The sequence below is a fragment of the Pseudophaeobacter flagellatus genome (genome assembly GCF_021228235.1).
Classification (GTDB): domain Bacteria; phylum Pseudomonadota; class Alphaproteobacteria; order Rhodobacterales; family Rhodobacteraceae; genus Pseudophaeobacter; species Pseudophaeobacter flagellatus.
Genome location: NZ_JAJQRG010000002.1, coordinates 88,203 through 105,013 on the forward strand (window position 1 = coordinate 88,203; position 16,811 = coordinate 105,013).

At 61.1% G+C, this 16,811-nt stretch carries 14 protein-coding genes; all 14 read right to left on the reverse strand.

What is annotated here, in order from left to right; translation table 11 throughout:
- Nucleotides 1-187 precede the first annotated feature (187 nt).
- Nucleotides 188-1,504, reverse strand: coding sequence for a TRAP transporter large permease (locus LRK71_RS03945; protein ID WP_232401259.1), 1,317 nt, complete (start codon nt 1,502-1,504; stop codon nt 188-190).
- An 11-nt stretch (nt 1,505-1,515) separates the two neighbouring features.
- Nucleotides 1,516-2,055, reverse strand: coding sequence for a TRAP transporter small permease (locus LRK71_RS03950; RefSeq protein WP_232401260.1), 540 nt, complete (start codon nt 2,053-2,055; stop codon nt 1,516-1,518).
- A 1-nt stretch (nt 2,056) separates the two neighbouring features.
- Entirely contained in the window at nt 2,057-3,025 is a 969-nt protein-coding gene (gene dctP, locus LRK71_RS03955) for a TRAP transporter substrate-binding protein DctP (protein WP_232401261.1), read from the reverse strand.
- Nucleotides 3,026-3,332: 307 nt separating this feature from the next.
- Nucleotides 3,333-4,196 carry an ABC transporter ATP-binding protein gene (locus LRK71_RS03960; RefSeq protein WP_232401263.1) on the reverse strand — a complete coding sequence of 288 codons (864 nt, stop codon included), beginning with the start codon at nt 4,194-4,196 and terminating at the stop codon, nt 3,333-3,335.
- Entirely contained in the window at nt 4,196-5,062 is an 867-nt protein-coding gene (locus tag LRK71_RS03965; RefSeq protein WP_232401266.1) for an ABC transporter ATP-binding protein, read from the reverse strand. Before LRK71_RS03965 ends, LRK71_RS03960 begins: the two co-directional genes overlap by 1 nt.
- Nucleotides 5,059-5,925, reverse strand: coding sequence for an ABC transporter permease (locus tag LRK71_RS03970; RefSeq protein ID WP_232401267.1), 867 nt, complete (start codon nt 5,923-5,925; stop codon nt 5,059-5,061). The genes LRK71_RS03965 and LRK71_RS03970 overlap by 4 nt, the downstream gene beginning before the upstream one ends.
- Nucleotides 5,918-6,925 (reverse strand): ABC transporter permease, encoded by a 1,008-nt coding sequence (locus LRK71_RS03975; RefSeq protein ID WP_232401268.1) that lies wholly within the window; start codon nt 6,923-6,925, stop codon nt 5,918-5,920. The genes LRK71_RS03970 and LRK71_RS03975 overlap by 8 nt, the downstream gene beginning before the upstream one ends.
- A gap of 60 nt (nt 6,926-6,985) precedes the next feature.
- Nucleotides 6,986-8,515, reverse strand: coding sequence for an ABC transporter substrate-binding protein (locus LRK71_RS03980; RefSeq protein WP_232401269.1), 1,530 nt, complete (start codon nt 8,513-8,515; stop codon nt 6,986-6,988).
- An 84-nt stretch (nt 8,516-8,599) separates the two neighbouring features.
- Nucleotides 8,600-10,141, reverse strand: a complete 1,542-nt coding sequence (locus tag LRK71_RS03985; RefSeq protein WP_232401270.1) for a phytoene desaturase family protein — start codon at nt 10,139-10,141, stop codon at nt 8,600-8,602.
- Nucleotides 10,138-11,694 (reverse strand): indolepyruvate oxidoreductase subunit beta family protein, encoded by a 1,557-nt coding sequence (locus LRK71_RS03990; RefSeq protein WP_232401271.1) that lies wholly within the window; start codon nt 11,692-11,694, stop codon nt 10,138-10,140. The genes LRK71_RS03985 and LRK71_RS03990 overlap by 4 nt, the downstream gene beginning before the upstream one ends.
- A gap of 13 nt (nt 11,695-11,707) precedes the next feature.
- The gene (locus LRK71_RS03995) at nt 11,708-13,852 is read right to left on the reverse strand and encodes a thiamine pyrophosphate-dependent enzyme (RefSeq protein ID WP_232401272.1); all 2,145 of its coding nucleotides are present in this window, start codon (nt 13,850-13,852) and stop codon (nt 11,708-11,710) included.
- Between the two features lie 144 nt (nt 13,853-13,996).
- Nucleotides 13,997-14,443 carry a MarR family winged helix-turn-helix transcriptional regulator gene (locus LRK71_RS04000; protein WP_232401273.1) on the reverse strand — a complete coding sequence of 149 codons (447 nt, stop codon included), beginning with the start codon at nt 14,441-14,443 and terminating at the stop codon, nt 13,997-13,999.
- A complete protein-coding gene (locus LRK71_RS04005) occupies nt 14,440-16,011 on the reverse strand; it encodes a phytoene desaturase family protein (RefSeq protein ID WP_232401274.1) in 1,572 nt (523 codons plus the stop codon). Before LRK71_RS04005 ends, LRK71_RS04000 begins: the two co-directional genes overlap by 4 nt.
- A 4-nt stretch (nt 16,012-16,015) precedes the next feature.
- Nucleotides 16,016-16,807 carry a cyclase family protein gene (locus LRK71_RS04010; RefSeq protein ID WP_232401275.1) on the reverse strand — a complete coding sequence of 264 codons (792 nt, stop codon included), beginning with the start codon at nt 16,805-16,807 and terminating at the stop codon, nt 16,016-16,018.
- Between the last annotated feature and the right edge of the window lie 4 nt (nt 16,808-16,811).

Genomic DNA, 16,811 nt, shown 5'->3' on the forward strand with positions numbered 1-16,811 from the left:
TCTCCAGTGCCACCCGGTCGCAAAATATGCGCCGCTTGATTGCTGCCGATCTCGCGCAGGCTTTGGGTCTTTGGCAATGGAAGATGCCGCCACTCTTGGATCACACCCCTGGCCCAGGCGCGGGGCGGGCCAGGGACAGCCCAGCCCCCGGCCCTTAGCAGATTTTGCGATAGCGCCCCTGCCCGCCTCAGTTTGCGATAAGGCCGGGCAACCAGGTACCAATGCCGGGCTGCCAGACGATCAACGCCAGCACGGCCAGCTTTATCACCAGAAATGGCGTCACGGCCGCATAGATATGCTTCATGCCGATGCCCTCAGGTGCGACACCCCGCATGACAAACAACAACAGGCCAAAGGGCGGAGTCAGAAGCCCGATCTCCATGGTCAAAAGATAGACCACGCCCAGAACCAGCTCATTTATGCCCAGATGCGCCGCCAGCGGTACAAACACCGGCACGGTGACCATCAGCATCGAAACCTGATCCACGAAACATCCCAGAAACAGCAGGATCAGGATCATACCCACCAGAACCATTGTAGGGGTCGGGTCCACAGCGTTGATTGCTGTAATCAGCCCATTGGTGGCACCGCTGAAAGACAACACCTGGGCAAATGTCTGGCTGGCCGCCATTATGAAGAGGATCATCACCGACAGCTTGACCGTCTCCATCAGCGCCTTAGCAATCTTTGTCGGCGACAGGGCGCGGTAGGCGGCCCCGATCACAAGCGCTGCAAGACACCCCAGCGCGGCGGATTCTGTCGGTGTGGCAAAACCCATCAGCAGGCTTCCGATCACCACCGCAAACAGGACCGACAGCGGCGCGACATAGATCATGAAGGGACGCCAGCGCTCTGCCAATGTCATCTCTGGCAGGTCATCGGGCGGGGCCACGCTGGGGTCCAGAATGCTGCGACCAATGATGTAGACGACAAAGGCACCCGCCAGCATCAGCGCAGGGATCACGCCCGCGATCAGCAAGCCCGAGATGGAGATGCCGGCAAGGCTGCCGACCAGAACCGCCAGGGCGGACGGGGGGATCAGCATCGCGATCGCCCCCGAAGCCATGATTGGCCCCATGGCCATGGTCGGGTGATATCCGCGCTGCAACATACCCGGCATCAAAGTTGAGCCCAGCATAGCGGTATTGGCGATGGTGGACCCGGACAGAGCGGCAAAGATGGTGCCACCAAAAACAGTGACCACCGACAGACGGCCGGGAACCCGTGTCACCACGCGCTCGATCGCGTCAATGGCCCGGTGGGCCACGCCAGTCTGGAACAGGATTTCCCCCATCAAGATGAACAGAGGTATCGGTGCCATTTGGAAATTGGCCACCGACTGGGTGGCATTTCGCGCCAGTTGCAGCAGGCCACGATCCCCGCCCAGAACCTCGAAAGCACCGATCATGGTGACGGTGATAAAGGCAAAGGCGACCGGAAGGCCGATCAGCAACAGGATCGCCAGACCGCCCAGCATCAGCGTGAGCGTGAGAATCCAATCCATGGAAATTCCTTTCAGAGGCCAGTCAGCGGCGCGGATTGCGGCGAGGGGCGGAAAATCTTGCGCAGGAACTCGATCATGCACAAAAGCATCGACAGTGGCAGGACAGTCAGCGCCCACCATTCGGGAAAGGTGAAGGCCGTGCGCACCATTGACCCGCGCGCATAGGACTGGATCAAGGCTTGCAACCCGGCCCAACCCAGCACCGCACAGGTGATGGCACCCAACAGGCAGGTCAGCACGGCAGCAACACGTGCGCCGCGCGGTGGCAATCCGCGGGTCACCAAATCCACCTGCACATGGGCGTCCAGATGCAACACCCAGGGCGCGCCAAGAAAGGCAACCGCCATCAGACCGTATTCGATGACATCAAGCGCCCCATAGATGACGGGCAGACCAAGGTTGCGCAGAAAGACATTTAGCGGGATCACCAGCGTGATCGCCGCAAGGATGGCAGCGGCGAACACGGCAAGGCCAGTGGTCAGCGCGCCGAAGTAGCGATTGAAGTTCAACATGGGAACAACGGTGGAGCGGCACCAGGCCGCCCCAGCCACCTTACTTTGTCAGACAGGATTGCAGTTTCTCACCAAGTGCGGCGTCGATTTCCATCACTTCGCCCCAGCCTTCGGATTGCGCGGTTGTGGCCCACAGATCCTTATCGGCCCCGTCGAAGGTGACAGTTTCAATCCCGGCTTCCGCCTGTGCTTCCGCTTCGGCCTGATTGCGTGCGATGTTCTCGGCGTTTTGCGCCTCGATCCAGGCGGCACCCTGTTGCAGCAGCGCCTGCTGATCTGCGCTCAGGTCGTTCCAGCGGTCCATATTCACCAGAAAATTCACATCCACCTGGTAAAAGCCAGGGTCGATCCGGTAGGCCGTCTGCTCGTGCCAACCGAGATCGAGAACCCCCTGGCTGGGCCAGCCATAGCCATCAATGGCACCGCGTTCGAGGGCGGTATAGACCTCGCCCGGGGCGGTGCGGACAAGGGTTGCACCCAGCTTTTCAAACATGGCGCGATAGACTGGTGTGGTGCGAATGGTCAGACCGGTCAGGTCCGGGCCCTCCAGCGGTTTTGCCAGATACAGATGGTAGTTCATGTTGTCGCCCACCCGGGCGAGGTATTTCACGTTCATCTGTTGCTGGTGAATGCCATCGATCAACTCATAGCACCCATTGACGCGTTGCTCCTGAATGGTGTTCTGCGCCAGATGCAATGCGTCACCGGTTGGCAACAGGTTTGGATAATAGGCCGTGGTGTTGTTTGCGATATCCACGATGCCAGCCTGAACTGCGTTGCCCAGTTCAAACGGCGGAACGGCCTCGGGACCACCCAGAAGGTCAATCTGAACCAGACCCTCTCCGTTTTCATTGACCCAGTCAACGAAGGCTTCGAAGTCACGGGAAAACGTTGTGCCGGTGGCAAAGGCCGTGACGGCCTTCAGCGTAACTTCCTCAGCCTGAACCGAGACGGCGGTGAGGGCTGAAGCGCCAAAAATTGCGGCTGTGGCGAATGATCGGATGGTCATATTCGGTCTCCCTGGATGTGTGTTCTGGGGCGGATGGGGGCGGTTTTCTGCCTCTTGTTGATCCGTTTCCATTGTGAAAGCCTAGAGGCAAGATCGGCAATCTTCAAGCATGAAGTTTTATGCATGAAGTAAAATACTTCTGTTCATTTACAACAGGATAGATATTTCTATCTCCAGATTCCTATAATCTCGCGCATGCAGGCATCCAGCCCGCGCAGAGGTACTGGCGAGGTGTTGTTTTCAGTCTGGCAATCAGGTCCAACCCAAAGGCCGGATCTGATCTATGCCGCTCGTCGGTCTGGTCGGATCAGTCGAACCATTTATCGTCCAGCTCTGGCAGTGGAATCGCATCAAGCAGCAGGCGCGTGATGTCGGATTGGGGGGCGGAGAAGACCTGTTCCACTGACCCATTTTCCAGGATCTCTCCGCGGTTCAACACGATGACATTGTCGCATAGGTGCCGGATCACGCTCAGGTCATGGCTGATGAAGGCGATGGTCAGGTTCATTTCCTGCGCCAGCGATTTGAGCAGCGACAGCACCTGCGCCTGGCTGGAGACATCGAGGCCGGAAACGATCTCGTCGGCCAGAATGAACTCCGGCTCCAATGCGATCGCGCGGGCAATGCCGACGCGCTGGCGCTGCCCGCCTGAAAGCTCATGCGGATAGCGTTCGCCAAAGCCGGGATCGAGGCCGACACGTTCCAGCGCCCGCAGGGCCTGATCCCGGCGCTCGGCCAGCCCGATCTGCGGCGCAGAACCGCACTCGTATCGCGCCAGTGGGGCGGCAACGATGCGCCAGACCTTGTGACGCGGATTGAGGGACGACATCGGATCCTGAAAGATCATTTGCAGATTGCGCCGCAGGGGACGCAAAGCTGCTTCGTTCAGCGTGGAGATATCCTGTCCATTGAGCAGAACCTGTCCGGCATCCGGGCGCATCAAACGTACGAGAACGCGCCCCAAGGTCGATTTTCCGGAGCCACTCTCGCCGACGATACCTGTGATCTGCCCCTTCGGCAGATCAAGATCGAGACCTTTCAGAACCTCGATCCGTGGGGCCGGGGCAAACAGGGGCTTATGGGCGGAGTCGGGAAAGGACAAACGCAGGCCTCGCACCGAAAACAACGCCGGAGCGGGGTCGGTCTGAGGGCAGGTCAAGGGAACGGCCATCACCAGACCTCCTCTTTTGCAATCTCGGATTTCATCTGTGCAATCAGTTCGGCGGGCACCGGAGAGAAGCTGCGCGAGGGATCGGCATAGCTGGGCGTGGCGGCAATCAGCGCGCGCGTATAGGGATGCGTCGGATTGGTGAAAATCGCCTCGGTGGTTGCGTCCTCCATGACGCGGCCCTGAAACAATACCGATACCTTCTGGCTGATTTTGGCCACGACGCCCATGTCGTGGGTGACAAACAGCACTGCGGTTCCAACTTCCTTTTGCAGTTCTCTGATAAGTTTCAGGATTTGCTTCTGTACGGTCACGTCCAGTGCGGTGGTCGGCTCGTCCGCCACAATCAGCGGCGGCGAGGGTGCAAAGGCTGCGGCGATAAGAATGCGCTGACGCATGCCACCGGACAGCTCATGCGGATAGCTGCGCATGACGCGCGCCGGATCACGAATTTCGACCCGCTCCAGCAAATCCAGGGCCCGCGCCTGCGCACGTTCCGTAGACCAGCCATGGATGCGGGTCAGCGGATCGGTGATCTGTGGCGCGATCCGCCGTACCGGGTTCAGGGCGGTGAGTGGATCTTGGGGGATCAGGGCCGCACTCTGGGCCACGCAGTGGCGCCTCTGGGCTGCATTGAGGCGATCCAGCGCCTGCCCCCTGAGAAAGATCTGACCGCCGGACACCCTGGCTGCCGGGGGCAGGGTGCCAAGCACGGCCTTGCCGATCATCGACTTGCCGGCGCCGCTTTCGCCAACAAGCGCGCGCACCTCGCCGGGCTCTAGTGTCAGGTTGACCTGTCCCAGAAGCGGCAAGCCGCTGCGCAGGGAAACGGTCAGATTCTGGATGTTCAGCGTCGAGGACATGGTCATTGCAGCACCGGATCAAAGCGTTGTTTCAGCCCTTCGCCCAGCTGCGAGAAACTCAGCACCGTGAGGAACAGGGCGATCAGCGGGAACAGCAGCACCCACCAGGCAAAATGGATGGCGTTGCGCCCCTCGGCAATCATGCTGCCCCAGGTCGCCACATCCGAGGACAGAGACAGGTTCACGAAGCTGAGGATCGCCTCGACGATCACCGCGATGCCCATCTCCAGCATCAGCAGGGCGACAATCGAGGGCAGCACATTTGGCAGGATCTCCGAGACCAGTGTGGTCAGACGCCGGGCACCGCCGATCTGGGCGCTGTCCACATAGTCCATCTGGGCCTGCACCATGGTCTCGGCACGGATTACCCGCGCGAAACGGGTCCAGTCGATCAAGGCGATCGCCACGATGACCGAGGTCAGACCGGTGCCCATGACAGCCACCAGCAAAACTGCGAACAGCACCGGGGGAAAGGCCATCCAGATCTCGATCAGGCGAGAGATCACCCGATCCCACCAACCGCCAAAGAACCCCGCCAGCAAACCCAGCGTCGAGCCCACAAGACAGGTCGCAGTGGCTGCGATCAGGCTGACACAAAGCGCGATGCGGGTGCCGTAGATGACCCGCGACAAAACATCTCGTCCCAGACTGTCGGTGCCCAGCCAATAGCCGGGTTCCGTTCCCGCCATGAAGAATGGCGGCAGGCGTTCGAGAAACAGATCCTGATAGAGCGGATCGTGAGGCGCGATCAGCGGTGCAAGAACGGCCGCCAGAACCAGCGTGGAGATCCACGCCAACGGCAACCACAGACGCAGGTTGCGGCGACCCGAGCGGGCACGGGGCGTGGTTTGCAGGGAAACATCAGCCATGACGCAGCCTCGGGTTCAGAAGGGTGTAGGACAGATCCACCAGCATGTTGATGGCGACAAACAGGGCGGCAAACAGCAGCACGATCCCCTGGATCAGCGGCAGATCACGATTGATGACCGCATCTATGGCCATGTTGCCAAGGCCGCCGTAAGCAAAAAGGCGCTCCACGATCACCGTGCCACCAATGAGAAAGGTGAACTGCACCCCAACCAGCGTCAGCGTCGGCAGGGCGGCATTGCGCATGGCGTCGCGCAGGATCACCTGCGTTTCGGAGAACCCGCGCACCCGCGACAATGTTGTGTAGTCTTGGATCAGAACCTCCTTGAGATTCTGCTTCAGCAGCTGTGCAATCAATGCGGCCAAGGGCAGAGCGAGCGAGAGCGCAGGCATCAGCATGTGCGAAAAGGCGCTGCCAGCAACGTCGAAACGTCCCCGTAGGAGCCCTTCGAGTGCCACGAAGTTGGTGAGGAAATCGAATTCCAGTCTCGGATCCAGCCGCCCCGAAATCGAAAGGACGGGCCAGAGCACGCCAAACAGCAGGACAAACAGCAATCCCCAGAGGAAGTCGGGGATCGAAAGCACCGCACCGCTGGTCAGATCGACAGCGGCCTCGGTCGGGCTGCCCCGTCGGCGCGCCCCGATCACGGCAGCCACACCACCAATGGCCACCGCGATCAGCAAGGCAAAGAAAGACAGCTCAAGCGTCGCCGGAAGGCGGGCCAAAACCAGATCGGACACTGGCTGGCGCAGGGTGATCGAGGTGCCAAAGTCCCCCTGGACCACCCCGCCGATCCAGATGAAAAATTGTTCGACCAGGCTTTTGTCGAACCCATAAAGGGCCGTCAGCTGGGCGATGTCGTCCTCGCTCGCACCCGGCGGCAGCATCATGGCGATCGGGTTGCCCGGTGCCACACGCACCAGAACAAAGACAACAACGGCAACACCGAACAGCGTGACCAGGGTCGTCAGCAAACGGGACAGCACTGTCCTGAGAAACATCGAGAGTACTCCGCATCAATGCCGCCGACCACATCTGGCCGACGGCAGGAAATTGACAGATCAGACGGATGTCACGGCCTGGGGCAGCAAGTCGCCCGATGTATAGGCCGTGACGTTCAGATCCGAGCGGTAGACGATGGGCATCACATATTGCAGAAGCGGGATCACATAGCCCTCTTCTGCAATGTAACGCGACACGTCCTTATAGCCTTGGATGCGCTTCTCTTCGTCGGCTTCCACGAACAGCGGGCCGATCTTTTCCACCAGATCCGGCGTGTCCCAAACCGCATGGGGCGAGGGGCCGAACATGGAAAATCCTGTCGATGTCGACGGATCACCGATCGAGTTGCCCCAGTTGTAGAAAGCCGCTGGTGCCAGTTGGTCCGTGGCGCGCAACTCGTAATGCTTGGCGATCTCGTAGACTTCGATTTCGGCTTCGATACCGACGCGGCGCCACAGTCCCACAATGGCCTGCACCATTTCATAATCCTTGGGTTTGAAGCCCTTGGTGGTCTGGATGGTGAATTTGACCGGATTGTCCGTGGAATACCCTGACTCCGCCAGCAGCGCCTTGGCACGCTCCGGATCGTAAGGCACCGTGATGCTGTCGTCGAAGGCGGCATAGCCAGGCACTTCGAGGGTGGAGAGCGGCACGCCGTAGCCTTTCAGGAGCCGGTCGATGATCAGCTCCTTGTCGATGGCATGATGGGCCGCGAGGCGGACGTTCTTGTCCAGCATCGGCCCGACGTCATTCAGGAAGATCATGCCGATATCGGTGATCGGCACCGCCTGACCGGACAGGCCGTCCTTGGCGATCAGGCGATCGTAGTCTTCGTAGGGCATATTGGTGGTGATATCCGCGTTGCCGGATTCCACCTCGGCCACGCGCGAGGTCGCATCGGTCACAAACTTGATCGTCACCGTGGAGAACTCCGGGGCCGCGCCCCAATAGCCGTCGTAGGCTTTCAGGCGGACGTAGGCGCCCGGCTCGAATGTATCCACCATATAGGGGCCAGATCCGATCGGTGCCTTTTCAAACCCTTCGGAGCCGACGCTTTCGTAATAGTCCTTGGGCAGAACAAAGGCGGTCAGGAAGGCCATCCATTTGAACAAGGCCGGTTCGAACTCGATCACATCTGCGGTGATGGTCTGTCCTTCGGTCCGGAAGTTTCCAATCTTGGACCAGACAAACTGCATCGGGTTTCCGGTCTCGGCCTGGGCGGCACGGGTCAGCGACCAGACGATGTCATCCGGGGTCAGCGGATCCCCGTTCTGCCAGGTCACCCCGTCACGGACGGTCATGTGGATCTGGGATTTGTCCTCGCTGAACCCCCAGTCGGTCAGCAGACCAGCGTCAAAGCTCAGATCCGGGTTCTGGCCGACAAAGCGGTCGAAAATCGCCAGGTAGATGGATTGCAGCACCGGGTTGACCGCAGCCGGGCCGGTGGTCGGGTCCCAGCTTTGCACAGGCACGTTATAGGCAATGGTCAGATCGCCTCCGTTCTGGGCGATCACCGGCAGCCCAGAGGCCGCAAGAGCGGTGGCAAAGGCTGAGGTGCCTAGAAAACCGCGACGGTTCATATTCTTCATGTCTTCTCTCCTGTTGGCGGGCCTGTTTCGACCCAATTTATTTCTTATTTTTTGCCCATGCGGGCAGGGGCGACCGCAGGGCGGTCAAAGGTCTTGTGCCTTGAAAAACCCTGAACCGGCGCCGGTGCCGGCGCCTGGCCAGACAGCTGCTCCGATCATGTGCAACCCCTTGATAGGGGTCGTGCCGTCGGCGAACCCACGCACTGGGCGGAACAGGAAATTCTGCCGCAGATGGTGCGAGCCGCACAGCTGGTCGCCGCCCACGAGGTTGGGGTTGCCGGCTTCCAGATCTCTCGGCGACACCACGGTCTGGGCGAGAATTCGGCTCCGCAATCCCGGTGCCTGCGCTTCCAGTTGATCCATCACGCGGGCCGCAAATGGCGCTTTGGCCTGATCCCAGTCCCGTGCGGAGATCTTGCCCTTGGCATCCCCTGCGATATCCGCAGGCAGGACGCGAACCTGCACCCAGAGCGTCTGTTTGCCCTCCGGCGCGCGTGTCGGGTCAAAGACCGAAGGTTGCCCAATCACCAACACCGGACTGTCCGGCAGCAAACCGGCCATGGCCTGCTGATAGGTCTGCGCCGTGGCGTCGATGGACTGGCCGACATGTACATAGGCATAGCGACCCAATTCGGGGGCGACCCATGGCACTGGCCCATCCAGAGCAAGGTGGATCATCATGGTTCCGGGAGCATGGCGGAAGGATTTCAGACCTTCGTCAAAGCGATCCTGGCCGCTGTCGCCCATCAGGGTGGACAGATGACGCGGAGCCAGTCCGGCCAGTACCGTATCCGTTGCGATCTGATCACCGTTGACGGTCAGGCCCGTGACGGCGCCGCGGTCGTGCGCAATGCTGCTCACGTCGGCATTGCAGGTGACGCTGCCGCCATGGGCCTCGATCATCCGCACGAGGGCATCGGTGACCGTTGCCGCTCCGCCCTTGCCGATCACCATGCCCTGCGCCTGCCCGCCGAGGGCCTCGAGGAACGGGAATATGGCCCCGCCTGCAACATCCGGCGCAAAATCCAGATGCAATCCCCAGGTGGAAAAGGAGCAATGCAATCGGGGATCTTCGAACGTATCCTGCAGCCAGTCGCGCGGCGAGGTCATCAGCAGGCGGGCGATATCAGTCATCTTGCCCAGCCCCAGGCTGCGCCACTGCCGCCAAGCGAACTTCAACAGGGCCGCCCGCGTCATCGGCGTCCCCAGAAGCCCACCGATCACCGCGGCCTTCTCGGGGAATTCGCGCATCAATGACTGCCAGGTTTCTTTGTCCTGCTCACTGTGAAAACTCGCCAGCGTTTCTTCGATATCTGTCGACACGCCGACAAAATCGCCCGGCGTCATCGCCTGGGCAAAGGGGCGATCAACCGACACCAGTTCCAGCCCATGACGGGCCATCTCCTCGCCATGGCGCGCCATGAAGCCGGAGCCCGCAAACATCGAGAGGTTCATGGCGGCCACGTCATGGTGAAAGCCGGGCAGTGTCAGTTCCTTGGTCTGCACGGCTCCGCCGGGGGTGGGGCCGCGCTCCCAGACCTGAACCTTGCGCCCGCGCGCTGCCAGATCCGCGGCGGCCACCAGCCCGTTGATCCCGGCACCAATGATGTGAATGGGGCCGGTCATGCAGCTTCGCCGGCGAAACTGTGGACCGTGGCCAACGCACCCTCCAGCTGCGCCCCGGACTCATCCGCCAAGGCGGCGGTGCGCAGACGCCGCATCCAGTCCGCCGCATCGGGGCGCCCCTGCAGAAGGGGCAGCGCCTGCATGATCCGGGCGAATTTCGAATGCCCGCGCACATGTGTGTCGGAATATCCCTTAATCAGCCGATAGTTGGCCAAAAGTTCCGTCGCCAGAGCACGGTCACGCCCCGCCACATCCGTCACCGTGGCGAACCACTGATCAATATGGGCCATCTCTGTCTCATGCCGCAGCAGGGCCCGGCGCCAGGGGCGCAGGGCGGACACCGCCCAAAGCATCAGGAACCCGCCCAACCGGTCGGTTCTGATCCGGCGTCCCTTGTCGAGATAGCGCGAGTAGAAAGCTTCGAGACGGGATGAATTGCGCAGCCGTTTGCCAAGCCAGCCGGGCAGTGTCGTGGTGAATTCTTCAAACCGCGGATGGAAATACTCGGTCACCATCAACACCTGGTCGTCACCAACCACAACCTCGTCGCGCACGCGGGTCATCCGGCTGGCGCGGGTCTTGATGTCGGCGACCCGCAGAATGTCATCATAGCACAGAGCGCGGGCGCAGTATTTTGCCCCGGCAATGGTCATCTCGAACGGCGCGCTGTCTGTCACGGCCAGAGCTTCGACCATGTCCATATACTGTTCGCCGTAGGCAAGATCCTGATAATCCACCACTTTGGTCAACCCCAATCCCGCCATGTCCTTGGCCGCGGCGGGCAAGGCGGCAAGGCGCGATTGCAGTTGCGCCCATTTGGCCTGATGGCGGGACGGCACATGCAGCGTTTCGATCTGCTTCGTCACCGCTTCGGGCTGGGGTGGTTGCTGCTTGCCGGTGGCGCAGTCAAAGGCATCATTGAAGGCCCGAAGCGAGGCCTCCACGCCCCGGCCAGAGGCGCGTATCACCTCTTCATAGCTCTCCTTGGGAAAGGACAGGGCACCAGATCCGGCCAGCCCGCCCAGCAGCGAGGACGAGATCATCGAGCCGGCGGATTTTGCCAGCGCCTCCATGTCGAAGGCCACCGTATGATCGGCGGCGATGCCCATGGCTTCGATCACCTTGTGACCATCGGCGCGCCCGTCCCCGGGGACTGTTTTTTCCGCAACCGCAGGAATGCGATGGGTCGAGGCGATCAAGGTGGTACGTCCCGGGGTCACAAAACCGCGCATGATGGCGCGACCGCCTTCCATCAACTCGGATGCGATCAGGATGTCCACATCCCCCTCGGCGGGCGACAGGGCAAAGACCGGCATACGGCCGGTGTCACGACACATTTCAACGTAATAGATCGTGGCCCCAGTTCGCTGCGCCACACCCGCCACCGAGGTAGATTGAGCGCGATAGCCATTGGCCTCGGCCACGGCGGTGATCCAATTGGTGAGGACGCCACCGCCCTGGCCGCCAACGGCAAGCGCCGCCAGTGTGATGATTTTTTCACCGTCTGCACTGGGCGAACGGCGGGCGGCAATCGAGGTGTCTTGAATGTTCATGTCGTCAAATCCTTCAGGCAAAGACCACGCGTTTCGCGTCACGCCTGCGTTGCAGCCAATCGATGATCTTCTGGCTCCTGCGCGCCTTGCGGCCTTCGCGCAGGGTGGGGTTCGATACGATTTCGGCCTGATAGAAACTCGGGCAGAGCACGGCGGCATCGGCGACTTCGCCGCAGTTGCCGCATCCCACACAGGTCTGATCGATCGCTGCGACCGGATCATCGCGCAGCGGATCTCCGGTATCCTTGACCGACAGGGACGGGCAGCCCGAAAGCCGCATGCAGGCGTGATCGCCGGTGCAGATGTCCTCGTCGACGCCAAAGCGTGGCCGCACGGTGCGCTTGCCTTCCTTGGTGGCCTTGGCCAGCAGCGGCTTCTCCCGGCGCTGCCGGTTCAGCATGCATTCAGAGGAGGCGACGATGACCTTTGGGCCTGCAACCTGCGTTGTCAGGGCCTCTTTCAGCGTGTCGCGGACCTTGGTGACATCATAGGTTCTGTCGATCTGTCGGATCCATTTGACGCCCATGCCCTGGCAGGCCTCGACGATGGAATTCTGCGTCTGCTTGGTCTTGTTGTCTGCGCGAGATGACAGAATGTCCTGCCCGCCGGTCGCCGCAGCATAGAAATTATCAACGATCACGATCACATTGTCGGACTTGTTGAAGACCGCATTGCCCACAGAAGACGTCAGGCCATTGTGCCAGAACCCACCATCCCCGACGAAGGAGATGGAGCGACGGCCATGCGGGTCTTCATTGTGAAACGCCGAAGCCGAGGCCGGGCCGAGCCCATATCCCATGGTCGTCGCGCCGAGGTCGAAGGGCGGCATGATCGAAAACAGATGGCAGCCGATGTCCGATGAAATGTGGTGCTCACCCAGTTCCTGCTCGACCAGTTTTGTTGCCGCAAAGATGGGCCGTTCTGGGCAGCCGGTGCAGAACCCCGGGGGACGTGCGGGCAGAACCTCTGAGAGATCCGGAATCGCGACTGGTTCTTCGTTCGTGGTCACCGCAGCGACAGGCATCAGCTCTGGCGCATGGGCCGTGAGAAAGGCTCCAAGACCCTCCAGCATCACCTGCCCGGTGTATTCGCCGCCCATCGGCAACATGCCCTTGCCTTCAAGCGTGACCCGCTTGCCTGCCTTGTAAAGCATGTGACCGATCTGCTGTTCGATGTAGTTGGGATGGCCTTCTTCGACGATCAGGACGGCCTCCTTGCCTTCGCAGAAGTCAAGGATCTGGCTGTCGACCAGCGGGTAAACGCAGTTGAGGCAAAGAATATCCAGATCGGTATCGCCATAGAGATCGGCAAGGCCAAGACGGTTCAGCGCGCGGATCACCGTGTTGTAGGTCCCGCCCTGAATGATCAGACCGACCTTCCCCGATGGCTGTCCGAAACGCTCGTTCAGGCCGCGTTCCAGAATGAAGCGCTCAGCCGCGGGTTTGCGTTTGGTCAGCTTCTCCGCTTCATGCAGATAGGTGGCGGGGGGCAGGACGATCCGCTCAAGATCCCGGCGCGGGCTTTCCAGAGCCTGGCTCACCGTCATATCGGGGCGGCGATTGTCAGAGGCAGCGAAGGAGCCGTGCACATGGCAGGAGCGAATGCCCATTTGCAGCATCACTGGTGTGTTGCTGGCCTCCGAAAGCTCAAAGCCATCCCCAACTGCCGCAACGATCGAGGGCAGGTTGGGGCGCGGGTCAAGCATCCAGACCTGGCTTTTCATGGCAAAGGCGTAGGTGCGCTCCTGCATGATCGAAGAGCCTTCGCCGTAGTCTTCGCCGACGATGATGAGGGCACCGCCGGTTACGCCTCCCGAGGCCAGATTGGACAGCGCATCGGAGGCAACATTGGTCCCCACCACGGACTTATAGGTGACCGCACCACGAATGGGATAATGCACCGATGCCGCCAGCATCGCGGTTGCCGTGGCCTCGCTGGCAGAGGCTTCAAAACGGACGCCCAGCTCCCCGAGGATCTCCTGTGCATCTGCAAGAACATCCATCAGATGCGAAATCGGCGAGCCCTGATAGCCCCCGACATATCCAACGCCGTTTTCCAGCAGCGCCTTGGTAATGGCGAGGATCCCTTCGCCTGAGAAGGTCTCTCCGTCTCCCTGTTTCAGTTTTTGGACTTCCTTGGCAAAGGAACGTTCAGCCATCGGTGGTCTCCTTGGGTCGTAACGACCGACATCTGGAGGGGGACAACGCTATGTCGTCGTGCCTCCATGTCGGAAAACTTGGCCACGCGCGCGGTGCGGATGACATCAATTTGCCCCTGGTTGGGGCTGGGCCGTTGAGGCCTTTCAAAAATCGTGCTGGCGGATGCTGTAGAAAACGCGCAGCAGCAGATCGTTCATCATCTTTCTGTCGTCTGTAGAAAGCGCCGACAGCATGACCTCCCGCATCTGAAGCATGGCGGGCCAGGCAGTCTCGTGGACCTGACGCCCGGTCTCGGTCAGTTGGATGTGGCGGATGCGGCTGTCTTTGCTGTCTGCTTCGCGCCGGATCAACCCGGCGGTTTCCATCGTGTCCAGCGTACGCGACAGCGTTGGTTGCTTAATAACCGTCAACACCGACAGGGTATTGATGGTGCAGGGGCCGCTCTCGGTCAGCACGGCCAGCGCGCGCATCTGCGCCACCGTTATTCCAACCTCCTTCAGGGCCTCTTCAACACCCTTGTTGTATCGCGCCATGATGCGGTTCATCAGATAGGGGGTGAACTCCTCCAGATGATCGGGGCCGGTTGTCATGCGCCAAGTTCCTTCGCCACGAGATAGCCTGAGCCACCGGACAGGCCGGGCCCCGGATGGGTCGATGCCCCGATGTGATAAAGGCCCTTCACCCCGGTGGTGTGCCGTTTGCTGTCCGCAAAGGGGCGCCAGAGAAAGAACTGTTCCAGCGAGCACGCCCCGCCATAGGGATCGCCGCCCACGAGGTTCGCATTCATGCCCGCCAGATCTGCAGGTGAAATGGCCCGCCGTGTCACGACCTTTGAGGCAAAGCCGTCGATGTGGTTCGCCAGGATCTGCTCGACACGATCTGCAAATGCCTCGCGCAGCTCTGGCGTCCAGGTGCCGTCGTCAGGCACCGAAATCTCGCCCTTGGCATCGCCTTTGACGTGACGCGGGGCTTCGGGCATCTGCAGCCAGAGCACGGATTTCCCCTCTGGCGCGCGTGTCGGGTCGGCGGCGCAGGGTTGGCCGACGCAGATTGTCGGCACCTCCGGCAGCAGACCGCGTTCGGCCTCGTTTCCGGCCTTGGAGACCCCGTCCAATCCGGGTGTGAGATGCAAAAGCTGCACCTTGTCCAGTTCCGGTGTGCGCCAGTTCACCGGCCCCTCCAGTACATAGTGCAGTTGGAAGTTCCCCTTGCCATAACGATAGCGGCGCAGGTCGTCTGCTTTGCTCTCTCCCTCGAGCAGCGTGCCGTAGAGCTGATGGGGCGTGACCGAGGCCAGTACGGATGGCGCCGCGATGTACTCCGCGTTGGCGAGGGTGACGCCAGTGACCGCCCCGCGGGTCTGCTCAATCCGGCTGACGTCGGCGTTGGTGCGCACGGTGCCGCCGTTTTCCTCGATGATCGCGCACAGGCCCTGCACCATAGACGCGATGCCGCCCTTGGCGATCGGCGCACCGGCGGCTTCGAGGGCAAAGCCGATGATCTGTCCCATCTGTCCGGAAAAGGCAGCTTCCGGTCCAAGGCCCGCATGCAGGCACCACGGCGCCCAGAGCGCCTGTGCAAGTTCGGACTGGAACGAGGTTTCCAGCCAGCCCCGCATCGACGTCAGCGATTCACCCATGGTTGCGGCAAGCCCGTGGGGGCCACGTTTCCAGGCCTCCTTGCCGAGCAGCTTGGCAGTTGCGCGGGACCATGGATCGCCGCCCATCAGGCCGAACAGCAGCTCAGCCTTGCCGCCGAAAGCGTCCAAATCGGCAGAAAGCTGGTCGCCGTCGCCCGCTGCTGCCGCGTTGAAGGCCGCAACATTGGCGGCACGATCCATCTGGTAGACCAGCGCCTGACCGTCGGGGAGGAGCACGCCAGTGGGCGTTTTGGTGGCGCAGAATTCGACGCCGTGGCGCATGAGATCGTCGCCCAGGGCCGCATGCGCAGCTCCGGTCACCCATAGGACCAATGTGGTCGCCAAAGGGTCATGGATCACGCCGTCGCCCAGAGGTTCAGTTCGCATGCAGCCACCTGCCACGGATTCACGTTCCAGCAACACCACGCGCTTTCCCGCCTTGGCCAGCAGGGCGCCAGAGGTCAGCGCATTGATGCCCGTACCTATGATGGCAACGTCAAATTCAGTGGCAGGTGACATATTTTCAGGCCCCCGGAACCAGCGCCAGAACGCGCACCGGAGACCCTGTTCCGTTGACGATCTTCAGCGGCGCTGTGACCACAATGGCGCCTTTGGCGGGCAGCTCCTTGAGATTGGTCAGCGAGGCCAGACCATAGCGGTTGGCCTTATGCAGCAGGTTGTGGGCCGGGAAGGGCAGTTCAAAACTTGCCGCGAGTCCGGCGTCGGTCCCGATGCACTGAGACCCCCAGCCAAGCGCGTTCTTTTCCATCAGGTATTCGATGCAGTCTGCCGAGGGGCCGGGGGTGTGGGGGCCGTTCTCATCGGTGTTGAGAAACTTGTCCTCGTCGTGGTTGTACTGATCCCAGTCGGTGCGCATCAGAACCCATTCGCCCGCCTTGATCTCTCCGTGCTCGGCTTCCCAGTCCTGCACGCCCTGTTTGGTCAGCAGGAAATCATTGTCTTCGGCGGCCTGTGCCGAACAGTCGATGACATTTGCAGGGGCCATGAATTTTTGCGGATCGATCGTGTCGACGGACCCATCGGGATAGTCCTTGCCGGTGACCCAGTGGTGCGGCGCGTCGTAATGCGTTCCCGAATGTTCACCAAGCTTGAGCCAGTTCCAGGCCCAGAACGGCCCACGGTCGCCGTATCTCGAAATCTGATGAATTTCGATCTTGGGCGTGTCATCGGCAAGCTCGGGCGGCAGTTTCAACAGCGGGGTGTCCGGCCCCAGCGGGGCGGAGCAATCGACAACCCTGATCCCCCCATCCAGAAGTCCGGAGGCAAGTGCGGCAAGCGTGTCCGTCTGATTCATGCGA